General features: G+C 64.9%; 25 protein-coding genes, 1 tRNA gene, 1 pseudogene and 1 riboswitch. Of the genes and pseudogenes, 14 read left to right on the forward strand and 13 right to left on the reverse strand.

Annotated elements, in window-relative coordinates; genetic code table 11:
* The first annotated feature begins 17 nt into the window (after window positions 1–17).
* Window positions 18–650, forward strand: coding sequence for a UPF0149 family protein (locus IPL75_09860; GenBank protein ID MBK9240546.1), 633 nt, complete (start codon window positions 18–20; stop codon window positions 648–650).
* Window positions 651–718: 68 nt separating this feature from the next.
* Here IPL75_09860 and IPL75_09865 read toward each other — a convergent pair whose 3' ends face one another.
* Entirely contained in the window at window positions 719–1,168 is a 450-nt protein-coding gene (locus tag IPL75_09865; GenBank protein MBK9240547.1) for a hypothetical protein, read from the reverse strand.
* A 275-nt stretch (window positions 1,169–1,443) separates the two neighbouring features.
* Here IPL75_09865 and IPL75_09870 point away from each other — a divergent pair, with 275 nt between their 5' ends.
* From IPL75_09870 to IPL75_09880, 3 genes are all read left to right on the forward strand, one after another.
* Window positions 1,444–1,722, forward strand: coding sequence for a helix-turn-helix domain-containing protein (locus tag IPL75_09870; GenBank protein ID MBK9240548.1), 279 nt, complete (start codon window positions 1,444–1,446; stop codon window positions 1,720–1,722).
* Window positions 1,723–1,922: 200 nt separating this feature from the next.
* On the forward strand, window positions 1,923–2,378 hold the full coding sequence (locus tag IPL75_09875; protein ID MBK9240549.1) for a hypothetical protein: 456 nt from the start codon (window positions 1,923–1,925) through the stop codon (window positions 2,376–2,378).
* Window positions 2,379–2,528: 150 nt separating this feature from the next.
* The gene (locus IPL75_09880) at window positions 2,529–2,843 is read left to right on the forward strand and encodes a hypothetical protein (GenBank protein MBK9240550.1); all 315 of its coding nucleotides are present in this window, start codon (window positions 2,529–2,531) and stop codon (window positions 2,841–2,843) included.
* Here IPL75_09880 and IPL75_09885 read toward each other — a convergent pair.
* The gene (locus IPL75_09885) at window positions 2,808–3,437 is read right to left on the reverse strand and encodes a hypothetical protein (GenBank protein ID MBK9240551.1); all 630 of its coding nucleotides are present in this window, start codon (window positions 3,435–3,437) and stop codon (window positions 2,808–2,810) included. The genes IPL75_09880 and IPL75_09885 overlap by 36 nt on opposite strands.
* Window positions 3,424–3,563, reverse strand: a riboswitch (SAM riboswitch). It overlaps the preceding gene by 14 nt.
* A 196-nt stretch (window positions 3,564–3,759) precedes the next feature.
* On the opposite strand from IPL75_09885, the gene IPL75_09890 reads away from it, so the two are divergent.
* A complete protein-coding gene (locus IPL75_09890) occupies window positions 3,760–3,942 on the forward strand; it encodes a hypothetical protein (GenBank protein ID MBK9240552.1) in 183 nt (60 codons plus the stop codon).
* A pseudogene (locus tag IPL75_09895) lies at window positions 3,932–4,536 on the forward strand (HD domain-containing protein). The gene IPL75_09890 and the pseudogene IPL75_09895 overlap by 11 nt, the downstream one beginning before the upstream one ends.
* 212 nt (window positions 4,537–4,748) lie before the next feature.
* Here IPL75_09895 and IPL75_09900 read toward each other — a convergent pair.
* The gene (locus IPL75_09900; protein ID MBK9240553.1) at window positions 4,749–4,928 is read right to left on the reverse strand and encodes a hypothetical protein; all 180 of its coding nucleotides are present in this window, start codon (window positions 4,926–4,928) and stop codon (window positions 4,749–4,751) included.
* Window positions 4,925–5,404: a type II toxin-antitoxin system VapC family toxin gene (locus IPL75_09905; GenBank protein MBK9240554.1), complete on the reverse strand. Its 480-nt coding sequence runs from the start codon at window positions 5,402–5,404 to the stop codon at window positions 4,925–4,927. Before IPL75_09905 ends, IPL75_09900 begins: the two co-directional genes overlap by 4 nt.
* Before the next feature lie 440 nt (window positions 5,405–5,844).
* Here IPL75_09905 and IPL75_09910 point away from each other — a divergent pair, with 440 nt between their 5' ends.
* The 5 genes from IPL75_09910 (at window position 5,845) to IPL75_09930 (ending at window position 9,900) form a co-directional block, all read left to right on the forward strand.
* Entirely contained in the window at window positions 5,845–6,147 is a 303-nt protein-coding gene (locus tag IPL75_09910) for an XRE family transcriptional regulator (GenBank protein ID MBK9240555.1), read from the forward strand.
* A gap of 29 nt (window positions 6,148–6,176) precedes the next feature.
* Entirely contained in the window at window positions 6,177–6,386 is a 210-nt protein-coding gene (locus IPL75_09915; GenBank protein MBK9240556.1) for a type II toxin-antitoxin system HicB family antitoxin, read from the forward strand.
* A gap of 344 nt (window positions 6,387–6,730) precedes the next feature.
* A complete protein-coding gene (locus tag IPL75_09920; GenBank protein MBK9240557.1) occupies window positions 6,731–6,964 on the forward strand; it encodes an addiction module protein in 234 nt (77 codons plus the stop codon).
* 296 nt (window positions 6,965–7,260) lie between these two features.
* Entirely contained in the window at window positions 7,261–7,680 is a 420-nt protein-coding gene (locus IPL75_09925; protein MBK9240558.1) for a MerR family transcriptional regulator, read from the forward strand.
* Window positions 7,681–8,217: 537 nt separating this feature from the next.
* Entirely contained in the window at window positions 8,218–9,900 is a 1,683-nt protein-coding gene (locus tag IPL75_09930) for a VWA domain-containing protein (GenBank protein ID MBK9240559.1), read from the forward strand.
* Window positions 9,901–10,142: 242 nt separating this feature from the next.
* Here IPL75_09930 and IPL75_09935 read toward each other — a convergent pair whose 3' ends face one another.
* The gene (locus IPL75_09935; GenBank protein MBK9240560.1) at window positions 10,143–11,657 is read right to left on the reverse strand and encodes a DUF2779 domain-containing protein; all 1,515 of its coding nucleotides are present in this window, start codon (window positions 11,655–11,657) and stop codon (window positions 10,143–10,145) included.
* A 59-nt stretch (window positions 11,658–11,716) separates the two neighbouring features.
* Between IPL75_09935 and IPL75_09940 the strand changes: the two genes are divergently transcribed.
* Window positions 11,717–12,394 (forward strand): histidine phosphatase family protein, encoded by a 678-nt coding sequence (locus IPL75_09940; protein ID MBK9240561.1) that lies wholly within the window; start codon window positions 11,717–11,719, stop codon window positions 12,392–12,394.
* Here IPL75_09940 and IPL75_09945 read toward each other — a convergent pair.
* The 5 genes from IPL75_09945 to IPL75_09965 form a co-directional block, all read right to left on the reverse strand.
* Window positions 12,360–12,719, reverse strand: a complete 360-nt coding sequence (locus IPL75_09945; GenBank protein ID MBK9240562.1) for a DoxX family membrane protein — start codon at window positions 12,717–12,719, stop codon at window positions 12,360–12,362. The genes IPL75_09940 and IPL75_09945 overlap by 35 nt on opposite strands.
* Before the next feature lie 136 nt (window positions 12,720–12,855).
* Complete coding sequence (locus tag IPL75_09950) at window positions 12,856–13,944, reverse strand: HAMP domain-containing histidine kinase (GenBank protein ID MBK9240563.1); 1,089 nt, start codon at window positions 13,942–13,944, stop codon at window positions 12,856–12,858.
* 108 nt (window positions 13,945–14,052) lie between these two features.
* Window positions 14,053–14,128, reverse strand: a tRNA-Thr gene (locus IPL75_09955).
* A 148-nt stretch (window positions 14,129–14,276) separates the two neighbouring features.
* Window positions 14,277–14,960 (reverse strand): OmpA family protein, encoded by a 684-nt coding sequence (locus tag IPL75_09960; GenBank protein MBK9240564.1) that lies wholly within the window; start codon window positions 14,958–14,960, stop codon window positions 14,277–14,279.
* 9 nt (window positions 14,961–14,969) lie between these two features.
* Window positions 14,970–15,893 carry a VWA domain-containing protein gene (locus IPL75_09965; GenBank protein ID MBK9240565.1) on the reverse strand — a complete coding sequence of 308 codons (924 nt, stop codon included), beginning with the start codon at window positions 15,891–15,893 and terminating at the stop codon, window positions 14,970–14,972.
* 128 nt (window positions 15,894–16,021) lie between these two features.
* On the opposite strand from IPL75_09965, the gene IPL75_09970 reads away from it, so the two are divergent.
* Window positions 16,022–16,864 (forward strand): hypothetical protein, encoded by an 843-nt coding sequence (locus IPL75_09970; protein MBK9240566.1) that lies wholly within the window; start codon window positions 16,022–16,024, stop codon window positions 16,862–16,864.
* On the opposite strand, the gene IPL75_09975 is transcribed toward IPL75_09970, so the two are convergent.
* Genes IPL75_09975 through IPL75_09985 form a run of 3 tightly spaced genes read right to left on the reverse strand, consistent with a single transcriptional unit; the run spans window position 16,844 to window position 20,346 of the window.
* Window positions 16,844–17,398 carry a hypothetical protein gene (locus IPL75_09975; protein MBK9240567.1) on the reverse strand — a complete coding sequence of 185 codons (555 nt, stop codon included), beginning with the start codon at window positions 17,396–17,398 and terminating at the stop codon, window positions 16,844–16,846. The genes IPL75_09970 and IPL75_09975 overlap by 21 nt on opposite strands.
* Before the next feature lie 12 nt (window positions 17,399–17,410).
* Window positions 17,411–18,874 (reverse strand): hypothetical protein, encoded by a 1,464-nt coding sequence (locus IPL75_09980; protein MBK9240568.1) that lies wholly within the window; start codon window positions 18,872–18,874, stop codon window positions 17,411–17,413.
* The gene (locus tag IPL75_09985) at window positions 18,871–20,346 is read right to left on the reverse strand and encodes a sigma-54-dependent Fis family transcriptional regulator (GenBank protein ID MBK9240569.1); all 1,476 of its coding nucleotides are present in this window, start codon (window positions 20,344–20,346) and stop codon (window positions 18,871–18,873) included. Before IPL75_09985 ends, IPL75_09980 begins: the two co-directional genes overlap by 4 nt.
* A 66-nt stretch (window positions 20,347–20,412) precedes the next feature.
* On the opposite strand from IPL75_09985, the gene IPL75_09990 reads away from it, so the two are divergent.
* Entirely contained in the window at window positions 20,413–23,208 is a 2,796-nt protein-coding gene (locus IPL75_09990; protein ID MBK9240570.1) for a prolyl oligopeptidase family serine peptidase, read from the forward strand.
* Window positions 23,209–23,210 lie beyond the last annotated feature (2 nt).

Consider the following 23,210-nt stretch of genomic DNA (forward strand, 5'->3'; position numbering starts at 1 on the left):
TAATCACAGGTAACGCCATGCCGAATCAGGACCGACAGACTGACCGCGCCGCGCTTGCCGCGTTTCTCGCTGATCCAGAGCGGCCTGTCGGCACTCTGACGTATCACGAACTGCAAGGTTTTCTGTTCGCGGTCGCTGCGGCGCCGGAACTAGTGCCTCCATCCGAGTGGATAGTCGAAATCTTTGCCGGTGCCGCCCCTGCGTTCGACGACCATGCCGAGGCGGACACCGTCCTGCGGGCATTAACGACGGTCTACAACGACATCAATACCTCGGTCGCGGCCGGGCACGCGGTGCTGCCGGCTGACTGCCCGTTCCGAGATGATGTGCTGGCCAATTTCGACGCGGATGCGCCAATCTCGTTGTGGGCGCGCGGTTTCCTTGACGGGCATGACTGGCTGGCGGAACTGTGGGAACCCTACATCCTGCCAGAGGTAGACAACGACTTCGGCATTCAACTGATGGTGCTGACGTTTTTTGCCTCGCCGAAGCTGGCGAAAGCGTATGCCAAGGAGCTGCGTCGGCGTAATCTCCGCGAGGTGGCAGAGGCGATGCGCGAAGGGTTTCCGGACGTGCTTGCGGACTATGCGCGACTCGGCCGTGCGATCGACCAGGCGCTTCTCAAGCCGGTCACAGCCACGCACGATTGATGTACCCTCCCTGCCGCAGTCGTCCGACGACGATGCTAGACTCGCCAGACGGAGGGGTGATCGCGATGTCAGAGCAGGTGCCAAAAACGATCGACGAGCAGTTTCACGATGTGTCCATCGCGTTCGCGGAATCGCGTGATTTTACGGAGTTCTGCTTCACCAAATTGGAGTCTCGGGTCGATCAGCTCGAAGCCAAAGTCGATGGTCTGGCGCTGACGATCGACCGTCGATTCACGCACCATGGTCTGCTGCTCACCGAAGTCCTGAACGAAGTGAAAGCGATCAGCCGAGCAACGCGTCCAGATCCTCATTAAGGCACTGGCGGGGCTGCTTTGTTCGGCACGGTGAAACGCATGGTAGGCGCTGACAAGGCCAAGGTCGGCCAGCGCACTGACGATGCGTGAATGGCCCTTGCTGGCGGGCTGCTGTTGCCTGAGATCCGAGCCGCTGTTCAAATCGCCCATGACCACCGCCGGTCCTGAGGCGAGGACGTCGGTATATGCCCCTATCGCGTCCATGACGTAGTCCGGTGGCGCTGCCGGGTGGACCGTAGGGGCCACCGTCCTCGTAGGGCGGCCTGGGTCTCACCCCTCGACCAGGCTCGGGGTGACCTGAGCGCCGTCGAAGGTCAAGGCCGCCAAGGGCCGCGGCGTTGAGGTTCACGCCGCGCTACGAAATGCGGTGCACGCCGCGCTACGAAATACGCGCCTGCGAACCCTTGCGGCGTCATACGTCATTGACGTATGGTCATGCTTACGTCTATCGACATAAAGCTGGTCAAAGGAGGAGATCGATGGTGACAGCTAAGCGTTCGCGAAACATCGGTCTGGAAATCCTCGAAGGCATTCGTCAGCTCAAGCGCGGTAAGCACGGACGCATCACAAACGTGCCCTCGGTGGCCGCGGTTCGGGAGACGACGGGGCTGTCGCAGTCCCGCTTCGCCGAACTCCTGGGCGTGTCGGTGCGAACGCTCCAGGAGTGGGAACAGGGCCGCCGGGCACCGTCTGGCGCCGCTCGGACGTTGCTGATGATCGCCGCGAAGAACCCTCGCGCACTGCTCGACGTGGCTTGAAACGCCGGTTGGAAGCCGTGCGCGTGAAGAAGTTGCCCGCCTGACTGTAGAGGCCATCACTGAACATCTGGCCGTCCCTGGAGGCCCGCGGCGAAGTGGCACCTCCACCGGCAACACGCGTGGCGACGGTCACGGTCGGCTGACCGTCCTCGATACATGTCAAAAAGGTCACTTAGTGTGCTATAAGTGGGGAACACGCTATGGACATAGGTCACGTTCTCGGCGCTGATGGCGGGATTTCCGTCCAAGCGCTGACTCTTTACGTGCCGAACAAGGACCGTGACGGCAGAGAGTTCGGTGACCAACGGCGATGGGTGTTGGCTGCGGCTCAGCTCCTGGCGCGTATTGGAGGTGGCGTCACGATCCTGCCGGCTGCCGAGGGCGGCTGGCAGAACCCGGACGGGGGGTTGGTGTGGGAGAGCCCTGTTCTGCTCTACACCTACATTCGACCCACGGAATTCAGGCTTCTGATGCCCGAGCTTCGCGAGTTCCTGCACAAACTTGGGCGCGAGACGAATCAAGGGGAAGTGGCTGTCGAGTTTGACGGCCGCCTGTATCGGATTACCACTTTTGACGAGGATGGGGACCCGTCATGGCCAAACAAAACAAGACCTCTCGGAAGATCAAAGACTCGTCGCCGACGTACGACCGAGTAGGGCACCACGAATTGCAATCGGCGCTCGGCGTGCGGGCTGCCGGCAAGGCAGCACCAAGTCTGCGATCCCGGCCCGTCTCTCTCGGTGCTGCGCAGGCAACTCCAAGGGGAATTGGTGTCTGCGGGTGGGCGCCCAAGGCGGGCCGGCACGGTGGTCACCAGACGTGTGCCGATGACCGAGGCGGAGGCGCGTTCACTGGATTCGCTGACCGACGATCTACGGGAAAGCGGGTTGACCGTCACCACCGGACAGGTCGCCGGCGTCCTGCTCCGAGAGAGGCTGGGCACAGCGTATGGTGAGGCACCGGCACCAGACGAGGCGGACGCGGGACACGTCATCTCGCAGATGGAGGAAGTCTTCGACCGTATTCTTGCTGCGGCTGCCAGTGCGAAAGAAGAGCTCGAGGCTTTGAGGCCGCTCGCCAAGGAGCTACTCGAACGTATGAAAGCAGGTCGCGGCGTTTAGGTTTCGCGGCGTAGAGCGCCCGAGCGCGCGCCTCGCGCGCGAGTTCAGCCCCTTCGGCTTGGGCAACTGAGCGAGGAAGTCCTGCACCGCGCCTGCGTCCATGCGCCCCAGCAGATCCACGCGTTCCCACTCGCGGCCCGACGATGCGTTCGGGACAGTCACGCGAACGGCACAGTCGTCTCGCAACAGGGCCACCGCAGGACCGCTGCTGCCGCCGAATCCCAACGCACAGCCACCACTCCACGCACGTCCAACGAGCTCGTCGTCAACGTAGATGCGGACGTCCCTGAAGCCAAACCCAGGTCCGCCCCCAATGCCGCCAAACGCCTCAAGGTCAATGCGCTGCTCGTTGACGATGAAGCGGCTGACCCTGCGCCAGGTGGACCGAAGGCGAACGCCGTCAGCGGTGGAGCGCCGGCGGAGGGTGCTGTCGTACGACCAGCCGATCGGCAGGCGGGCCGCAGCCAGAGGGAGAGACGCCGCCCGCGTGCGGTGGACCTCCATGCGCGCGAGCAGGTCGGGCGAGAGCCGGCCATGCGGGCAATCCATCAGGCCCCAGGTCAGCCAGTCATAGGTGGAGTCAGTCACGATCATTTGCCACATCCTTCGTGCTTCGTACTTCGTGGGCCACATCCGCACAGGGTGTGCGATGGCACCGCGGCGAGGTCATCCCGCTCGGTTGCCGGCCCCGCACTCGGCGGGGCACTCTTGATGCTGGAAATATTGTAACAAGGCCGCGAAGGGCCGCGGCGTTGAGGTGCACGCCGCGCTACGAAATGCGCGGCCACCGTCCTCGTAGGGCGGCCTGGGTCTCAAGGCCGCCAAGGGCCGCGGCGTTGAGGTTCACGCCGCGCTACGAAATACGCGCCTGCGCGCATGCGTTTGTGACGATGCTAGACTCGGAGGTCTTGGAGCCATGCCGAAGACCCTTGACGAACGGTTTCGCGACTACACGACCTTCTGCTTCGACAAGCTGCGGCGAGACATGCGGCAGGAGATCAAACAGTCCGAGGGCCGCCTCGCGCGCCGCCTCGATCGGCAAGACCTTGTCCTCGTCGAGATCCTGACTGAGGTGAAGGCCCAACGACGTGCTGACTGACCGATTCGACCGCGCGCTGATCTATGCCACGGCCGTCCATGGCGGCCACGTGCGGAAGGGCACGGCCACTCCCTATGTGGCGCACCTCCTGATGGTGGCCGGCAAATGCTCGAACATGGCGGCTCGGAAGACGAGGCCATCGGCGCGCTGTTGCACGACGCTGCCGAAGACATGGGCGGAGAAGGGCGGCTCAACGACATCGAAGCCCGATTCGGACGCGCGGTCAGAGACATCGTCCATGGGTGCTCAGACACATTCGAGACACCGAAGCCGTCCTGGCTTGAGCGCAAAATCGACTATGTGTCGCGGGTTGAGAAGGAGACGTCAGCGTCCGTGATTCTGGTTTCGGCCGCCGACAAACTGGCGAACGCGAGCGCGATCCTGTCGGACTACCGGGAATGCCGCGAGGCCCTCTGGGCGCGCTTCAACAAAGACGCCGGTAAGGACGGCACGATTGGCTATTACCGCGGCCTGGTCACCGCGTACCAGGCCATCGGACTCCACCCTCGACTCGTCAGCGACCTTGCCATCGTCGTCGCTCAGATCGAGTCCGTCACGGGGCACAGGGGGCAGTGGCCGCCGGTGCGCAGATAACGCGCTTGGTTTCTCCTCGTAGGGCGGCCTGGGTCTCAAGGCCGCCAAGTTCCGCGGCGTTGAAGTTCACGCCGCGCTACGAAATGCGCGCCTACGCGCCGGTCGCCACCGCTCTTTAAGGTCACAATTTGTGACCTTAGACAGCCAGTGGCTTACGCAGGTGAACTTGAGATGCCAGATTGGCATCTCAAGATCCAGGGCGTGGTTGCGCGTCAGGATGCGCGCTTGGCCGAGCCCGCCTTCTTCTGCGAGCGCGACACGACATTCCGGCTGCCCTTGGCCTGGCGCGCCCGTGCGGCCTCGACGATCTTGCCCAGGTCGTCGCCTGATTTCCTGGCGATCGCCTTGCGTGCGGCTCGGACCTCGTCCACGATGGCGTTGTCTGACTTCATGGCGCTTGCTCCTTCGCCAGCTCAAGGGGCGTACAAATCAGCGGTGGAATAAACCCCGCGGCCCGGCAGATGGTTTCGATCCGTCCACGCATCGTGGCATTTGCGATGTGGGTGCAGTTCCAACTCACAAGATAGTCCATCCCGTGAGCGGCCGCCACGGCGATGTGGAGGGCATCAATTTTCGCGGCCTGCGGCACCCCACCCAGTCGGAGGAGTTCAGCCGCCAGCGTGGTCGTCTCGTTCGTGAGATCGAGAAATGGGAGTTCCCGAAGAACCGCCAGGCGACGCTCAGCTGCCGCAGCGGCGCCGGCGGAGGCCTCGTCCCACACGAACTGGGAGACGAAGAGGGAAAACGCAGCGCGGCCGGCCCACCAGTCTCGCGTCACCTGCTGATGCGCTGCCAGTAGCAGGTCGCGACTCGGAAACGCCGTGAGGTAACTGACGACGGTTGTTTCCACGTACACCTTTGGCTTCATCCTGCTTGCTCCACCCTGCAGGGTAGAACGTCGTGAAGTGTCAGGGTTGCGAGTGGCATCAAAATGAACGCCTCGGGGTGACCTGAGCCCCGACGAAAGGTCAATGCGGCAATAGCCGCGGCGTTGAGGTGCACGCCGCGCTACGAAATTCGCGCCCACCGCAGGCCGACACCGCTCTCTAAGATCACAATTTGTGATCTTAAACAGCTCGCCCGGGGTACGCAGTTCCTGCAATCCGATCCGGTCATGGAAAGAGCCTCAAGCCGATTTTCGAGGCCTTTGCAGCGGCCCAGCAGTTGCAGATGTTTTCTTCGACGGTTTGGATTATATAAAAATATATATAATCAGCCGTGACGCGAAGCCGATCGTGGTTCTAACTCCCTCTGACTGGAAGCCGACGGGGACCGTTGGGGACTTCGTGCCGAGAGGGAAGGGAAGTCATGACACGAGTAAGCAGGAAGCCAGGGCGGGCGACTACAGACGTGTTTCGTGATCTGGGCTTCTCATCGGAGGAGTCCAAGAACCTGGCGATGAGGTCGGAACTCATGATTCGCTTGAGCCGCGTCATCGAGGACAAGGGACTGACCCAGGCCCAGGCGGCCACCGTGTTTGGCGTCAGCCAGCCGAGGGTGAGCGACCTGGTGACGGGAAAAATCGACCGGTTCAGTGTCGACACCCTCATCGCCATGCTCGGCCACGCCGGACTTCGGGTCCAACTGCGGATATGGGCTGAGGCTGGCTAGTCCGACCTAGACTGGAGCGGGAGGAAGCGATGACCTACGCCGTTCTCATCGAGAAGGGACCCACCAGTTTCGGGGCGACGGTGCCGGACTTACCGGGTTGCGTGGCTGTCGCCGATACGCGCGAAGAAGCCGAACGTCTAATCCAAGAGGCCATCGCCGAGCACCTGAAAGGTATGCGCGAAGACGGTATTGCCGTGCCTCCGCCCGTGACCCAAGTGGCAACGGTCACGGTCGGCTGATACGAGAAGCAGCACCGTCGGCTGGGAGCACTTGAGATCACAAATTGTGATCTCAAGATCCAGCTATGTCGCGGGGTAACGCCCTTAGCTGCTCCTCGTAGGGCGGCCTGGGTCTCAAGGCCGCCAAAGTCCGCGGCGTTGAGGTTCACGCCGCGCTACGAAATGCGCGCCTACGGTCGTGTCGAAACGGTTGAGGTCACAATTTGTGACCTCAAACGGCACGCGGGTGTGGGCATCCCGTTCCCGTGCTCCGAGCGAGCTGGAGTCTTCGCGCATTTTGATGTACCACATCGCTTGTGATCGACCTTCGGGTTCGCTATGGTTCGGGGAAGGGGAGAGACATCATGACCTCGCGAGCCCAATCCGTGCTTCAACAGGCATTGACCCTGCCCGCCGACGAGCGCGCCGATGTGGCGGCCGAGTTACTCGCGAGCCTGACGGACGACTCGGTCCCGATCTCCGACTGGCACCGGGAAGTACTTGAGGAACGGCTGGCCGAGCTGGCCGCCAATCCTACCGCCGGCAGATCCTGGGATGCCGTGCGCGCCGACCTCACTCGAACCTCAACCAGCAAGTAGCGGGTCATGATCGACCTGACGGTCCGGCCTCTCGCCGAGGCGGACATCGCCTCCGCACACTTCCTCGTAGGGCGGCCTGGGTCTCAAGGCCGCCAAGGTCCGCGGCGTTGAGGGTCACGCCGCGCTACGAGATGCGCTGCACGCCGCGCTACGAAATGCGCGCCCGTGCTCCCCGTAGGGCGGCCTGGGTCTCACCCCTCGACCAGGCTCGGGGTGACCTGAGCTTCGTCGAAGGTCAAGGCCGCCATTATTCGTGACAGTTGACAAAGACAGTTTAACTGTCTAGTATCGCTGGCGTGGATAGCGCGAAGACCTTCACCCTGGACGAAATCGCCGCCCTGGCCGAGCTGCCGCGGCGGACGGTGCGGTATTACATCCAGTGCGGCCTGATCGATCGCCCGCAGGGCATCGGCAAGGGCGCCTCCTACACCCACCACCACGTCGAACAACTCCTGGTCGTACGCAAGTGGCAACTGGCCGGGCTGTCGCTGGAACGGATTCGCGAAGTCCTCGAAGCGCCCACAAGCGGCGTGCTGCCACCGGCACCGCGGCGCGCGGGCACGGTGGAAGTCTGGAGCCATCTGGTGGTGGCCGACGGCGTGGAGGTGACCCTTGAACCGGGTCGAGCCGGACTGACCCCGGAACAAGTGCGCGCATTCTTCCGCGCGGTCACGCGCGCGTACCAACAACTTCACGAGAGCGAGGACAAGGAATGACCCGTGCCACCCTGTATGAAACGTCCATCGACGCGGTCCTGCAAGACCTGCTCTCCGAAGTCACCGTGCGGCAGGTCTACTGCAACGACGAACCCGTCAATATCGAGGCGGTCTACACGTTCCCGCTGCCCCTCGACGCCGTGTTGCTTGATTTGCGTGTCGAGATCGGCGGCCGCCTGCTGACCGGAGTCGTCGTCGGCAAGTCGTCGGCAGAGAAGCAGTACGAAGACGCCATCGAGGCCGGCGATTCCGCCGTGATGCTCGAAGCGATCGAGCCGGGCCTCTACACGATCAACGTCGGGAACCTCCTGCCGAAAGAGACGGCCACGATCACGTTCCGCTACGCACTGGTCTATCGCTGGGTGGGCGATGCATTACGCATCTCGATTCCGACGACAATCGCGCCACGGTTTGGGGAAGTCGCCTCATGCGCCGCATCAGGCGCCGGAATCTTCGCTCCTGGTCGAGAACAAGTTTTCGCTCAAGGTGGTGGTGCACGGCAGCCTGCGCGACGCGCAGTTCACATGTCCGTCGCATATGGTGACGCTCACGTCGCTGCCCGACCGCACGGAAATTGCGCTGAAGCGGGGCGAGGCCGTGATGGATCGCGACTTCATTCTCACCGTGAAGGCTCCCCAGTCCACACGCAGCTTCGCGATGAGCGGCGCAGACGGTGACGGCACCGCCGCGATCGCCAGCTTCCAACCGCTGTTCCCAGGTCTGCGACAGCCGCGCGCGCTGAACCTCGCGATCGTGATCGACTGTTCCGGATCGATGCAAGGCGACTCCATCACACAGGCCAGGCTCGCGTTGGACGGCATTCTGCGCGCCCTGCAACCGCGCGACCGAGTGGCCATCGTGGCCTTCGGCGAAAAAACCAAAGTCCTCTCGGATCGGTTGCTTCCGTGCAACGAGATCAATCTTGCCGCCGCCAGGCAATTTGCCGCAGAACTTCAGGCGGATATGGGCGGCACTGAAATCAGCCACGCACTTGATGTGGCTCGTGCGGCGACGATGGATTCGGAGCAGGCGGATTTGTTCGTGGTCACCGATGGGGAAGTGTCAGCGTGGGAAGGGGTCGTGGGGCAGGCCAGACACTGGAAACGACGGGTGTTTACGGTGGGCGTCGGGAACTCGGTCACCGAGGCGTTTGTGCGACAGTTGGCCGAAGTCACCGGCGGCGCGTGTGAACTGGTGTCGCCGCAGGAGGGGATGGCGGACCGCGTGATTCGCCACTTCGAGCGCATGCGGGCGCCGCACGCGAAACGCGTGGTGGTGCACTGGCCCGAGGGCGCGCATGGCATGACCCCGAAGCAATTTGGCGCCGTCTTCGAGGGCGACACCGTGATGGCCAGCGCGCAGTTCAGCCGCGCTGTTGTTGCCGGCGCTGTGGCGCTGGAGATCGAAACAGACGACGGCGACGTGTTCCGCCAGGAAGTGGCGATGGCGCCGGCCGCACAGTCAGCGGAGTCTGCGGGGGGCATCTCGACCGTGGCTCGACTCGCGGCGTCAGCGCGGCTGGGTGAACCGGGGCCTGCAGACCCGGCGAACACTGCGGTCCGTTATCAACTGATCAGTGACTGGACCAACTGGCTCGTCATCGCCGAGCGGGCTGAGGGCGAGAAGGCACAGGGCATCCCCGCGATCCGCAAGGTGCAGCAGACGATGGCGGCTGGGTGGGGTGGGGTTGGGTCGGTGATGTCTCGGCGGTTGCAGGTGCCGATGATGGATTTGGCCGACGAGGCTTGCATGCTCATCGAGCCGACCATGAGCGCCCCAAGTCCCCGGAAGCCAATGGTGGCTTCTGCGACGGCTTCCAAGCTTCGCAAGCTGTTCACGAGGGCCCCGCGTGACCGCCGGCCGAAGGCGTTCCGCCTGCTTCTGGATTTGATCGAGAGCGATCCGTCCAGGCTGGATCCGCATCGCGCGCTCCAATTGCTGCACGACGCCGGCCTCTTGGACGAATGCCAGGACTTGCTGCAACGTGCCGCCAGTCTCCGCCTGGACCCCGAAGTCATCGCTGCGCTCTTCCTGGCTCGCCTGGTTGGTGGTCCACTGCGGGAGTTCCTGTCGCCATCGGCGCAACGTGGCGCCGCCTCGCTTCAGGACTACGCCGAGGAATGGCTCATGCGCATCGCTGCGAGCCGAGACCTCTTCGCGCAAGTCGAGCAACGGGTGCACGACCTGAGCGCCACCCCGGCCGGGCGGCGGTCCTCGTAGGGCGGCCACCGTCCTCGTAGGGCGGCCTGGGTCTCAAGGCCGCCAAGTGCCGCGGCGTTGAGGTTCACGCCGCGCTACGAAATGCGCGTCCGCGCCCCTCGTAGGGCGGCCTGGGTCTCAAGGCCGCCAAGTGCCGCGGCGTTGAGGTTCACGCCGCGCTACGAAATGCGCGTCCGCGCCCCTCGTAGGGCGGCCTGGGTCTCAAGGCCGCCAAGTGCCGCGGCGTTGAAGTGCACGCCGCGCTACGAAATGCGCGTCCGCGCTCCTCGTAGGGCGGCCTGGGTCTCAAGGCCGCCAAGGGCCATCTCGAGCGCGTCCAGGATCCTGACCATCGCCAGGGTGTCGAGCGCGCAGTACGCCTCGAGGTCCTGGCGGACCTTGGCGACATCGACGGGAGGCTCGTGGCCCGGCGCGGGCCCGAAGGCCATGCGCAGGAACGACTGCGAGGCCGTGGCGCCGTCGCCGATCGCCATCCCCTCGTAGCCCATGCCGGTGAGCGCGGGCAGGACGGCCTTGATCGACGTGCTGCCGTGCTGCAGCGGGTGATACACCTCAAACGCCTTGAACGGCGCGTGCAGGTCCACCACGCGCGCAAGGATCTGCTCGATCCACGGCGCCTGCGCGGGGAAGTCACGCGCCAGTTCGGCCAGCCGCCCGGTCTCGAACCCCGCGAAGTAGACGACGATGGAGCCGGCGGACTCGAGGTAGTGGCGCATCCACTGCAGAAGCTGCGGGCGCGGATCAGAGGCGTCGTCTGCCAGGAAACCGTGGTGCGTCATGGCCCCTCCGGGCTCGCGACGGATATGCAGCGAGAACTGAAACGGCACCTGCTGGTATGGCCTCGTGCCGTCGAGCAGCGGGACGGCTGTGCCGAACGTTTCGAAGTCCAGAAAGAACAGCGGGTAAGTCAGGCCGTCGAGGAAGCCTCGCACCTGGGGCTCGGCCACGTGGACGTTTTGCGATTCGTCCGCCGCCACCTGAATCGCTCGGCGGTCAGCGCCACGGACGACCTTGGTCAGGTGTCCTTCCGGCAGCGCGCTCCAGCACACGGGCTTCAGTGGACAGTCATACGGCTTCGAGCAATGCGGGCCGATCGCGATCTCGGGTGACTCCGACTGGCGGATCACCGACGCCAGCGCCTCGATCCTTCTAGGCACGTCGGGAAGCCGGTCGGCCACCTCGCTTGTGACGTCCACCGCGCGAAAGAGCTTGTGGTTGTCCACGTCGCCAGACCGCACGTACTCGCGGTCAATGTGCACCACATAGCAGTTGCGCACTGGCGTGCCCGAGCTCTCCACCGCAAACCGCTGCACCGCCACGTCGTCCAGATAAACGCTCTTGACCGACGTTGAACTCTTGACCTCCACGATGTCCCAGCGCCCGTCGCCGGTGGGGACGAGGATGTCCACCTGCGCGTAGACGCCGCCACCCAGGAATGCCGCTTCGTAAATTGCCCCGCCCTGATGGGGGCTGCTCGCAGCGAGGGCTCGAGCCGTGTCCTCCAACAGGCCATCCATGTCCCAACGCTCCCGCTCGACGAGCACCCCGCCCGGGTAGAGCTGACGCGCGCGCCGGCCCACTTCATGTCCCTGGTTGAAGACCGCCTGCTGCGATTCGTCTACCGGCGGGATCAGTTCCTTCGCGTTGTACTGATGCCAAAGGAGCTTGTGGCACTGCAGCCCGCTGATGTACTTGGACTTCGAAATCGCGCGCTCCACTCGCGTGGGCGGTTCGAGCAGCTGAAGGGGTTCGGGCACGGCACAGTATCACCCCAGCCTGTGACAGGGTGGGTCCACGGTCGGGGTACCCTTAACCCATGAACTCCCTGCTCGTGCTGGCGCGGCATGCTGAAAGCGAACGCAATGTCGTAAAACGGGGCCGGCCGTTTTTTGCTAGCGAGGCTGACGCGGGACCGTTTCGCGGACAGGCCGACCGCTCGACCGTTCTCACCGAAGCCGGGCGCGCGATGGCCAGGGCGCTCGGTGAGCGACTACGCGAAGAGCACGAAAGTTTCGACGTCATCGTGGACTCCGGCTTTCGCCGAACACAGGAAACGGTCGAGCATCTGCTGGAAGCGTGGCCCGTAGAGGAGCGCGACGCGATTGAGCGCCACTCAAACGACCTGCTCCGCGAGCGGGACGCGGGCTACGCGTTGAACATGACCGAGGAAGAAGCCGCATCGGCGTTTCCCTGGCTGCAGGAATACTGGCGGACGGAAGGGCCGTATTTCGCACGCCCGCCCGGTGGCGAGAGCCTGGCGGACCTGGCCTTGCGGGTGAAGCTGTTCCTGGAATCGGACCTCAAGGCCTTCGCCGGCCGACGGCTGCTGCTGGTGACGCACATCGGCACGATGCAGATGCTGCGCATGCATCTGGAAGCGTGGCCATTGGCAGAGATCGATGCGAAGCTGCGCGGAGAGCCGATTCGCAACTGCGATACCTTCGCCTACACACTCGACTCTACCGCCGCGTATACCACCACGCCCACGCGATGAACACCGCCTGCAGGGGCAGTCGCAGCCACAAGACCGTCGGCGATATTGATGGATACAGCTCGGGGTGAAGTGTCATGTTCACGTTGGCGGGAAAGATCGCCACGAGCAGCGCAATGAGTCCCCATCCCGCCCACACCGCCCATCGCCTGAACAGCAGGAGCGCCCCAAGCGCGATTTCGGCAACGCCGCTCAGAAAGACCAACTCCGAGTGCCACGGCAGATACGCCGGCATCATCGCCAGATAAAACGCCGGGTTGACGAAATGGTTGGCGCCCGCCGCAATGAACAAGACGCCGAGCAGGTATCGCGATGTCGTCTTCAGCATTCAGGCTTCGCCATCCATTATCCGCTGGAACGAAACTGGCACTGCAGCCTCGGCCTTGAAGAGCGGGCCGAGCTACGTTCGGAAGGGCCGAGCCGTCACGTAGCTCGGGCTGTTCCTCAAGCCCGAGTGCGCGCGCTCAAGCCACAGTAACGGGCGCGGCCAGCGCCACGTCGATCACGAAGACGCAGCCCTTCCCGGGGAGGTTCTCCATATGGATGTCCCCGCCGTGGGCTCTAACCGCTTTGCGCGCAATCGAAAGCCCAAGACCCAGTCCTGTGCGGTCACGGCCGCGACGCACGCCAAACGCCTGGAACGGGTCGGCTTCGGTGGAGGGGATGCCGCCGCATTCGTCGGCCACCTCAATCAGCAAACGTGCCTCTTCGTTTGTGCGCGCACGCAAGACCACATGCCCGCCGGCGGGCGTGAACTTGAATGCGTTGTTGAGGAGGTTGGTCACCGCTGACGCCAGGATCTGCGGGTCTGCCGTGACCGCCATCGCCGGGTCACCGAGCTCCGTGGTGAACCTGATGCCGCGGGCCTCGGCATGCAGGTTTCCGGCGATCGCGATGTCCTTGAGGAATGGCACGACCAAAATGCGATCGCGCCGCTGCTCATTCGCGGCAATGCGAATGTCAGAGAGCGTGCTCTCCACGAGATCGCGCAAACCCATGAGACTGCGGCCCAGGACGGCGCCCGTGCTGCCGTTGATGCCCACCAGGCCGCCCTTCAACGATTGATACGCCAGCAGCGCCGTATTGAGCAGGTCGCGCGTCTCGTGCGCGATATGGCCCGAGCGTTCGGATTCCTCGGTGGTCCTCGCCTCGGCAGTGATGCGCGCATGTTCAGTCACGGCTTCGGCGGTGGCGGTGTCCAGACAGCGATTGAGCGTCTTGAATTCGTCGGTGGTGATGGGCGCCATCTGCTCGATGGCGATTTCGGTGACGGCCTGACAGATGTCGCCGTAGTCATGCACGACCTGCGACACGGTGAACCCCAGTGCCAACAGCTCGCGCCCGTGACGCGTGGCGGTGGAGCCGATCGCGTGCGGCGAATGCGGCGTCCCGGTGGACTCCGCCCGCAGGGTTTCCGAAAGCTGGGTCAGGAAGAGCGGGACGCCGTTCTTGACTTCGTCCTCCGAGGCGGCCGGCCACGGCCGTGCCGTCAGTTTCTCCCTGGCCCTCGTGATGATCGCATCGCGATAGGTCGTCACGAACTCATAAAGCATGGGCAACCAGTATGAGGATCGCCAAGCCGGCTGGCTGTTCAAGTTTGAACGTTAAAGGGGGATTTTGGAGCCGGCGATTCGCCTTCGCAAGGGAACTGCGGAGGCGAATGGAGCCGGCGAGCGGGCTCGAACCGCTGACCTGCTGATTACGAATCAGCTGCTCTACCAACTGAGCTACGCCGGCACAGGCAAGACCTGAAAGTGTAGCACGCCCAGTCCGGCATTTCCGTCCCCAGTTCCGTCAGTTCCCCAGTCCCCAGTCGAAGACCTCGCCCGGGCCGGCAACCGTGTGGATGGCCACGGCCGCCGACCCGGACGTCTTACACTTCCGCTTACGACAGGACCCGAATCACCACGCGACGGTTCTGGGCACGGCCTTCGCGAGTCTTGTTCGGCGCGACGGGCTTGTTCTCGCCGAAGCTGATGATGTTGATCTTGTGCAGCGGAATCTGGTGCGACTCATAGAGATACCGCTTCACCGCGTCCGCGCGCTCGAGGCCGAGCTTCTCGTTGAGCGTCGGTGATCCGGTTGAGTCCGTGTGGCCTTCGATCTCGAAGTAGACGCCCTTGGGGTCTGCCTTGAGCTGGTTGACGAGGTCGTCGATGCGGGTCTTGACGGGATCGGGCAGGCCAGCCGAGTTGAGCTTGTACTGTCCCTGATCTTCGCTGAGGACCACTTCGTAGATCATGCGACGTGACGCAGCCGCCACGGCTTCAGCACGCGCATCCGCGGCCCTGGCCGCATCCGCCGCCGCCCCAGCCTTCGCATCCGCCGCGCTGGCCGCGCCAGCCGCCGCCTGCGCCTTCGCATCGGCCGCGCCAGCCTTCTGGTCCACTTCCGTAATGCGGCCTTCCGCCTTTGTGGTGCGCGCCTGCGTCTCTTCGACGGCGCCCGTCAGTGAGTCAACCTTCGTGTTGACCTCGCCGACGCGTGTATTGACGAAACCTTTCGACGCACAGGCCGAACCTGTGGCGGTAATCAGAGCGAGCGTGGTAGCCAGAATCAGTGGTCGCATTGTGTTCTCCTATCGAGTGATATAACCGGCGCGCGCGCGCGCGGTCAGTCGGGGTTGCCGGGTTCGTACCGTCAGGCGATGCCAGCCCTGCCGTGGATCCGGGACGAAGGCCAGCAGGTACTGCTGGCGCAATTCAGTGACGATGGTGCGCGCGGCCAGACTCATCTGGCTGGGCGTGCTGGCCACAAAATGCTGCCCGCCTGTCCACGCGGCAAGTTCCGCCAGGTGGGGCTGCGCCGAACGATTGCCCACACCCGTGGTGGGATGATCAATCGGCATCGTCACAGAAATGATGTAGACCGGCACGTCGATGGCCGCCGCACGGCCGGCCACTTGCGACGGCGTCAGGAGGCTGGCGTTGTCGGTGCCATCGGTGAGCGCGACCACCGCGCGGCGCGGCGAACCCTCGCGCCCCAGCGCAGCACTTGTTTCATCCAGCGCGTCGTAGAGGGACGTGGCGCCGAAGGGCGCAACCGTCGCCATGTCGCGCAGTGAATTGGCCGACACGGCCGCGAACGCGCTGGTCTGCGTGAGATTGGTGTCGAAGGCGAACAGGCCAAGGCGATCGGTGACCGGCGACATCCAACTCACCAGTTGATGCGCGGCGTTGGACACGTCTGCCGCACGCGATGACACCCGCATGCTGCCGCTCTTGTCGATCAACAACGCCGTGGTGATGGGCGAGGCCTCGGAACGGAAGTCGGTGATGGGTTGGAGCGTGTCGTCCGAATACACTTCGAAGTCTTCACGCGAGAGGCCCACCACGGGCCGGCCGCGTTCGTCGCGCACACTCACCGAGATCGGCACCAGGCTTGCGGTGGCCGAAAACATCGGCGGCTGCTGAGGCGGCTGCTGTGCCCAGAGGACAGGCGGGCTGCCCATCGCCATGGTCATGGCGGTCAGCATCGCGGCCCCCGTGCAGATACGTTCCATGCCTTCCTTCATATCAATTTCCTTGCCAACTCCGGATCGCGCGGATCCCTAGGTTTATGGGCCCCCGACGTGTAAGAGTTACCCGATTTACCCAACAGGTCGGCCGCTACGTTAGGTAAGATGGCCCTGTGCCTACCTATCGTACCCTGCTGACGGCGACGGTCGTGGTCACCATCGGGACGGCCACGCTTGCCGCGGCGCCCCAGGCCGACCCGCTGACCCGGGCCCGCGAGGCCTATAACCTGCAGCAGTTCGACCGTGCGCTCCAGTTGGCTGGGGAGGCGGGACGAGCGCCAGCGTTGGCGCATTCGGCGTCGCTGGTCTCGGCACGCGCCCTGCTCGAGCGATTCCGCCGCACCGGTGACGTGGTGGACATCGCGAGCGCGCGGCAGGCGTTGCTGTCGGTTGATCCGATGCGCCTGCTGCCGGCCGAAGGCCCCGAGCTGCATCTGGCGATGGCCGAACTCCTGTATGTGGACGATCAGTTCGGCGCGGCGGCTGAGATGTTTGAGGCCGCGCTTGACCGGCCGGGTCTGGTGACCGCGGCTCAGCGCAGCCGGATTCTTGAGTGGTGGGCGATTGCGCTCGACCGCGACGCGCAACTGGCGCCCGATGGCGAGCGCCAGGCGCGTTATCGCCGGTTGCTTGCGCGACTGGAACGTGAAAGTGCGCGGGGCACCGCGTCTGCCGTGGTGGCGTATTGGCTGCCGGCGGCCACGCGCGGCGTGGACGACCCCGAGCGCGCCTGGTCACTGGCCATTGCCGGCTGGATTCAGGCGCCGGCCATCGCGGGCGCCGACGGCCCGGCCCTTCGCGCCGATCTGGATGAACTGATGACGGTGGCGATCATCCCTGAGCGCGCGCGGCGCGCCGCACCGCATGCAGACCCCGTGGCCTATCACGTGGCGCTGGTGGCCGAGTGGACCAGCATCAAGGAGCGGTGGTCGCGATCAGGGATTGAGACGCCGTAACAACGCCGCCATCGTGGCCGCCTTGTCGGCGAGCTGACTCGCATACACCAGGTTCTTCACCTTCAACGCTTCTTCCGACTGACGGATGAAGCGCAGCGCCGAGTCGTACTGCCCACGCGCGTCGGTGCCCAGGTTCAAGCGGTTGATTTGCCCCAGGTCGGCGGTGGCCTGCAACAACTTGTCGCGCACACGTTTTTCAAGATTCGTGGTGTCGGCCGACGTGCTCAGCACAGGCGGCGGTGGGGGAGCCACGACGGGCGGTTCCACCACGGGCGGATCGGTGGGCGGCGGCGTGGCCGTGCGCGGCGGCGGTGTGTCGCGCGGCCGCGTCGGCTTGATCTCCGAGGTGGCCGGCGGCACGTCCTCCACCGGCGGCACGACATCCGGTTCGGTCGGCGGCACCACGAGGCGCGTCGGCGGCTCTGGCACGTCCAGCGCAGGCAGGCCCGTGGGCCCCAGCGGCGCGGCCTTGGCCGCACAGCCGGCCATCAGTGCTGATAGCGCCAGGCCGATGACACGTGTTCGAAGCCCCATGGTCACCCCCAATTATGACGCCTTCTGCGGCTCGGCGAGCGGCAGGGTGATGCGAAAGGTGGTGCCGTGGCCGGCCAGCGACTGCACCTCGATATCGCCGTCGTGCAGGTGCACCGTGCGGTAAACCAGGGCCAGGCCCACGCCGCTGCCCCCCGGCTTGGTCGTGAAATACAGGTTAAAAATCTTGTCGAGATTTTCCGGCGTGATTCCTGCGCCCGAATCTTCAAAGATCACTTCCATCTGCCGGGGGTCCAGGCGCTTCGCGGCGATGCGCAGGCGGCCGCCGTCGGGCATGGCCTGGCACGCGTTGATCGCCAGGTTGAGAAACGCCTGGTGCAACTGGCCGGCGTCGCCCAGCACCGGCGGCAGGTCTGGCGGACACTCCACATCAACTTTGACGCCGGTCTTGCCCGCTTCGGCGGAAATGACCGGCAGCATGTCATCGATGAGCGAGTGCAGGAAGACCGGCGCCAGCGCCAGTTGATCGGGCCGCGCAAATGTGAGGAAGCCGCCCACCACTTCGTCCAGGCGCCGCATTTGCTGCGACAGAATGTTGAGGTGCTCGCGGGCTTCCTTGCCCGCATCGGGACTGCCGTCGGCCATTTGCATCTTCAGCAGCTCAAGATGGATGCCCATGGCGTTGAGCGGGTTCTTCACTTCGTGGGCGATGCCTGACGAGACGCGGCCGAGCGCGGCCAGGCGTTTTGAGATGGTGGCGCGCGACAATCTGCCAGCCGCTTCTTCCTTGGCCAACCGCGCACTCACCACGTTGAATGATTCGCCCAGGTCGCTGTATTCGCCCTCCTGCGGCAGCGTCAGCGTTTCACCGCGGCCGAGGCGCGCCAACCCGGCGCGAATGAGCAGGATCGGCCGCAACGTCCACCGCGCCAGAATCGTCGCCACAATCACCGAGGCCAGCAGCAGGATGGCGGCGCCCGGCGCGGCATCACGCAGGGCGATTTCGAGATCCTTGCGAATCAGCAGCGTGGACACCGCCACGCGGATGGTGCCGAAGTCGGCCTTGTCGAGCACCAGCGGCAGGCTCACTTCGCGCGTCAAACCCCCGGGCGTGAACACGGCGCGAAGTCTTTCAACCGCCCCTGCGTCCACCAGCGAGTCGAGGCTTGGGTGCGTTGGCGCCTGGTAGCCGGCCAGTTCGGGGTCGCTGTGGGCAATCATCAGCCCCTGCGTATCGACCACCGCCACATACATCACATGCGGCGTCATGCCCGAAAGCTGCAGCAACGAGCGCACACCGGAATCACGCGCCAGCGCGTCACGAAGGTCGCCACCTTCAGTGGCCAGCATGATGGCGCGGCTCGCCACGCCGCTCGTGAGCATGTCGGCGCGCGTCCGTGTTTCCTGCAGCAGGATTCCGGCGATCGACAGCAGATACAACACGCCCATCACCGCCACTGCGGTGAAGACGATGGCCGTGACGGCGATGATCTGCCTGGTCTTGATGCTGAGCCTCATAACGGATCAGATGCCGGCTTGGCCGCCTCCCGCGAGAGTTTGTTGTGCAGCGTCTTCAGGCTGATGCCCAGCATGGTGGCGGCCTTGGTCTTGTTGCCGCCCGTGTGGGCCAGGGTGATGTTGATGAACTGGCGCTCGGCCTCGTCCACCGTCATGCCGGCACTGAGCACACCTGGTGCGCCTGTGCCGCTGTGCTCCGCTCCGGTGGTGCTGCTGCGCTCTGGTGCTGCGGTGCTGGCCGTTGATGGTGCTCCCGCAGTGGCGAGGTCGCCACCGAGCGTGGCGCCGAATCCGGCGAGGTCCGCCGGTGCAATGAACTTGTCGCGCGCCACGATGGTGGCGCGCTCCATCACGTTGCGCAATTCGCGCACGTTGCCGGGCCACCGGTGTGCCTGCAACACGGCGAGCGCGGCTTCAGAGACGCCGACCACGGCCTTGCCCAACTCGCGGGCGAATTCGGTCACGAACGCCTGCGCGAGCAGCGGAAGGTCGTCCATGCGCTCGCGGAGCGGCGGCAACTGCACGGCGAACACGTTGAGCCGGTAGTACAAGTCCTCGCGGAGCCGGCCCTGGCGCACCGCGTCAAGAGGCGAGACGTTGGTGGCGGCGATGATTCGGATGTCGATCGGCCGGTCGCGATCCCCGCCCACCGGGCGCACCACACGTTCCTGAAGCACGCGCAGCAGCTTGGCCTGCGTCGCGGGTGTCATTTCCGCCACTTCATCCAGGAACACCGTGCCGCGATCGGCGAGTTCAAAAGACCCCTGACGACGCGTGATGGCGCCGGTGAACGAGCCCTTCTCGTGGCCGAACAGTTCGCTCTCGAGCAGGGCTTCGGGAATGGCCGCGCAGTTGATCGGCACAAACGGCCGTGGCGCTCGTGGGCTCAGCCGATGCAGCGTCTGCGCCACCAGTTCCTTGCCGGTGCCGGATTCGCCGGTGATGAGCACCGAGGCGCCGGTCGGGGCGGCTTGTTCAATCAACTGATACACCTGGCGCATCGCCACGCTGGTGCCGATCATCGTGCCGAAGCGGCCGTGGTCGCGCAGCTGCCGGCGCAGCACCGTCACTTCCTGCTGCCGCGCGTGGCGCTCAGAGACCTGATTCAGCAGGATGCGCAGGCGCTGCGGGTCGATGGGTTTGGCGACGTAGTCGTACGCGCCGAGCTGGATGGCCTCCACGGCCGTGTCCACCGTGCCCTGGGCGGTCAGGATCAGGATGGTGATGTTGTGGTCTTGCTGCTTCAGGGCCCGCAGCAGGTCCAGGCCGCCCATCTTCGGCATGACCAGGTCGCTCAGGATGACGTCGGGCGGCGACTGCGCGATCTGCGCCAGTGCGGCTTCGCCATCGGGCGCGCTGCTGGCGGAATATCCCCAGCCGGCCACCAGCTGCGAAAGCCCTGTCCGCTGGGCGGGGTCGTCCTCGACGATGAGCACCCGGAGTTTTGCGTCGGTGGAGGCCGTGTCGGTCATACCCTCCACTGTAGCAGCCGTTCGGGCCGCTTCGTGTTATCGTCCGCAGCATCTATCGGAGGACCCATGCCCACCCTACGCCTGTTCGCCCGCATTGCGCTGATTCTGCTTCTGGCCGTTGTGCCGTACTCGTTGATGGCCCAGAGTGCGCCACTGACGCAGGCGCCTGCGCAGGCCCCGGCTGCGGCAGCCCCGGCACCGCGGGCTCCGCTCAGTTGGGCCGACCAGGTGCTGCAGCAGGAAACGTACGCCACGCCGCCGCCCGAACTGGCGTCGGCCGTGCTGGCGCCGCGCCACCTGAACACCACGCTCGGGAGCCTCAGCCCCGACAAGAAGTGGTTCCTCAGCGAAGTGGGCGATGGCCCGGTGGTGATGGCCACGTTTGCGCGGCCGTATGACGAGCTTGGCGGTGTGTTTATTGACGCCAGGGCCAACCGGACGCACGCGTTGACCACCCGGAACAATGTGGCGATCCAGATCATTTCCGCGGCGGATGGCACGAGGCAGTCGCTGCCCCTGCCGGCCGGGGCCAGGGTGTCGGGCGCCACGTGGTCGCCCGATGGAAGTGCCATCGCGTATTACGTGCACGGCGCGGATGCCACGCATATCTGGATTGCGGATGTGGCCACGCTGAAGTCGCGCCAGCTGACGAAGACGCCGGTGCTGGCCACGATGGTGACGAGTTTTGAATTCACCAACGGCGGCAAACAGATTGCCACGGTGCTGGTGCCTGATGCGCGCAAGCCGCGCCCGGTGCGTCCGTTGGCGCCGCAGGGGCCGGAAGTGAGTTTGGCGGAAGACGCGGATCGCAACCGCCTCCGCACCTACGCCAGCCTGATGAAGTCCACCCACGAGTTCGAGTTGCTCGAGTGGCACGCCACCGGCCAGTACGCGCTCGTGGACGTGGCGACGCAGGCGGTCAAGAAGATCGGCGCGCCCGGGATGATTCGCTCCATCGACCCGTCCCCTGATGGTCAGCACGCCCGCGTGACCCTCATGACCAAACCCTTCTCCTACATCGTCCCCGTCAGTTCCTTCGGACAGGTGGAACAGGTGTGGGACGCGACGGGCACGTCGCTGGTGCAGTTGTCGGCGCGGCCGATCAATCTCGGTGTGCAGGCTGCGAATCCGGATCCGACGGCGGCCCCTGCGGCCGGCGGTGGACGCGGCGGCGGCGCGAATCAGACCGGGCGCCGGGAGCTTGCGTGGCGGCCGGATGGCCAGGGCTTCACGTATCTGCGACAGGAAGCGCCTCCGGCGCCGGCAGGACGTGGCGCAGACACGGCCGGCGCTGCGGGTACCGGTGCCGCAGCGCCGCCCGCCGTAGCCGCCAGAGGCGGCGGAGGCGGGGGTGGTGGACGTGGGGCCGGGCGCCAGGGGGGAGGCGCGGCTGCACCAGCGCGTCCGGATCGGCTCTACCAGTGGATGGCTCCCTTCACAGATGCCACCAAGAAGGTGATTTACGAGAGCCAGACGCGGATGACGGGCCATCGCTTCTCGAGCGATATGCAGATGTTGTTCTACCGCGAGACGGCCAATCAGCAGACGGCCGATTACGCCATTGACCTTTCGGCGCCCACCGAGCGGCATCGCCTGGCGCAGTACCGCACGGATGACTTCTACGCGAACCCCGGCACGTTGATGAGTGCTGGCGGCGGCGGCGGAGGTGGTGGTGGCCGCGGCGGCGGGGCAGGCGCAGGTGGTGGTGGCGCGGTGCTGCTTTCGGCAGACAAAGCCAACGTGTTTTATTCGGGCACCGTGTACGACAAGACTCCCGCCGAGACGGGGCCCAAGACGTTTATCGATCAGGTGGCGATCAAGACCGGCGCAAAGCAGCGCATCTTCGAGAGCAATAACAACAACCTGTGGGAACGCGTCACGAGTGTGCTCGACATCGATGCGAAGCGATTTGTGTTGGCCGTGGAAGGCCCGAAGCAGCAGCCGCAGCAGTTCCTGATGGAGAACGGCGCGCGCAAGCAGTTGACCAACAACGAAGACATGCATCCCGACCTGACCAACGCGCCGCGCGAGCGGTTTGTGGTGGAACGGGCGGATGGGTTCAAGTTCCGAGTGGTGGTCAACCTGCCGCCCGGCTATGTGAAGGGCACGAAGCTGCCGGCGTTGTTCTGGTTCTACCCGGCGGAGTTCACCACGCAGGAGGCGTACGACCAGCCCGATCGCACGTTCAACAAGAACGCGTTCCAGAACTTCGGCGTGCGGTCGATGGAGTACTTCGTGCGGCTCGGCTACGCCGTGGTTGAGCCTGACGCGCCGATCGTGGGACCGGCGGGGCAGATGAACAACAACTACGTGCATGACCTGCGCAACAACCTGGCGGCGACGATCGATGAGTTGGACCGGCGCGGCCTGGCCGATCGTCATCGCCTTGCCATCGGCGGGCACAGCTACGGCGCGTTCTCCACGGTGAACGCGATGGTGCATACGCCGTTCTTCAAGGCCGGCATCGCCGGTGACGGCGCGTACAACCGCACGCTGACACCGCTGGGCTTCCAGTCTGAACAGCGCGACCTGTGGACGGCGCCCAACGTGTATCTGGGCATGTCGCCGTTCCTGAACGCCAACAACCTGACTGGCGCGTTGCTGATGTATCACGGCATCCACGACCAGAACGTGGGCACGGATCCCGACAACTCGATCCGCCTGTTCCACGCGCTCAACGGCCTGGGCAAGACGACCGCGCTCTACATGTATCCGCTTGAGGATCACGGCCCGGCGACGAAAGAAACGTTGCTGGACTTGTGGGCTCGGTGGGGCGCGTGGCTCGACAAGTACGTCAAGAACCCGCAGAAGCCCGACAACAAGCCCGCACCTGCCAGCGGTGCCGGCGGTGGGGGACTGTGACG

The organism is Acidobacteriota bacterium (assembly GCA_016716905.1).
Lineage (GTDB): Bacteria > Acidobacteriota > Vicinamibacteria > Vicinamibacterales > SCN-69-37 > SYFT01.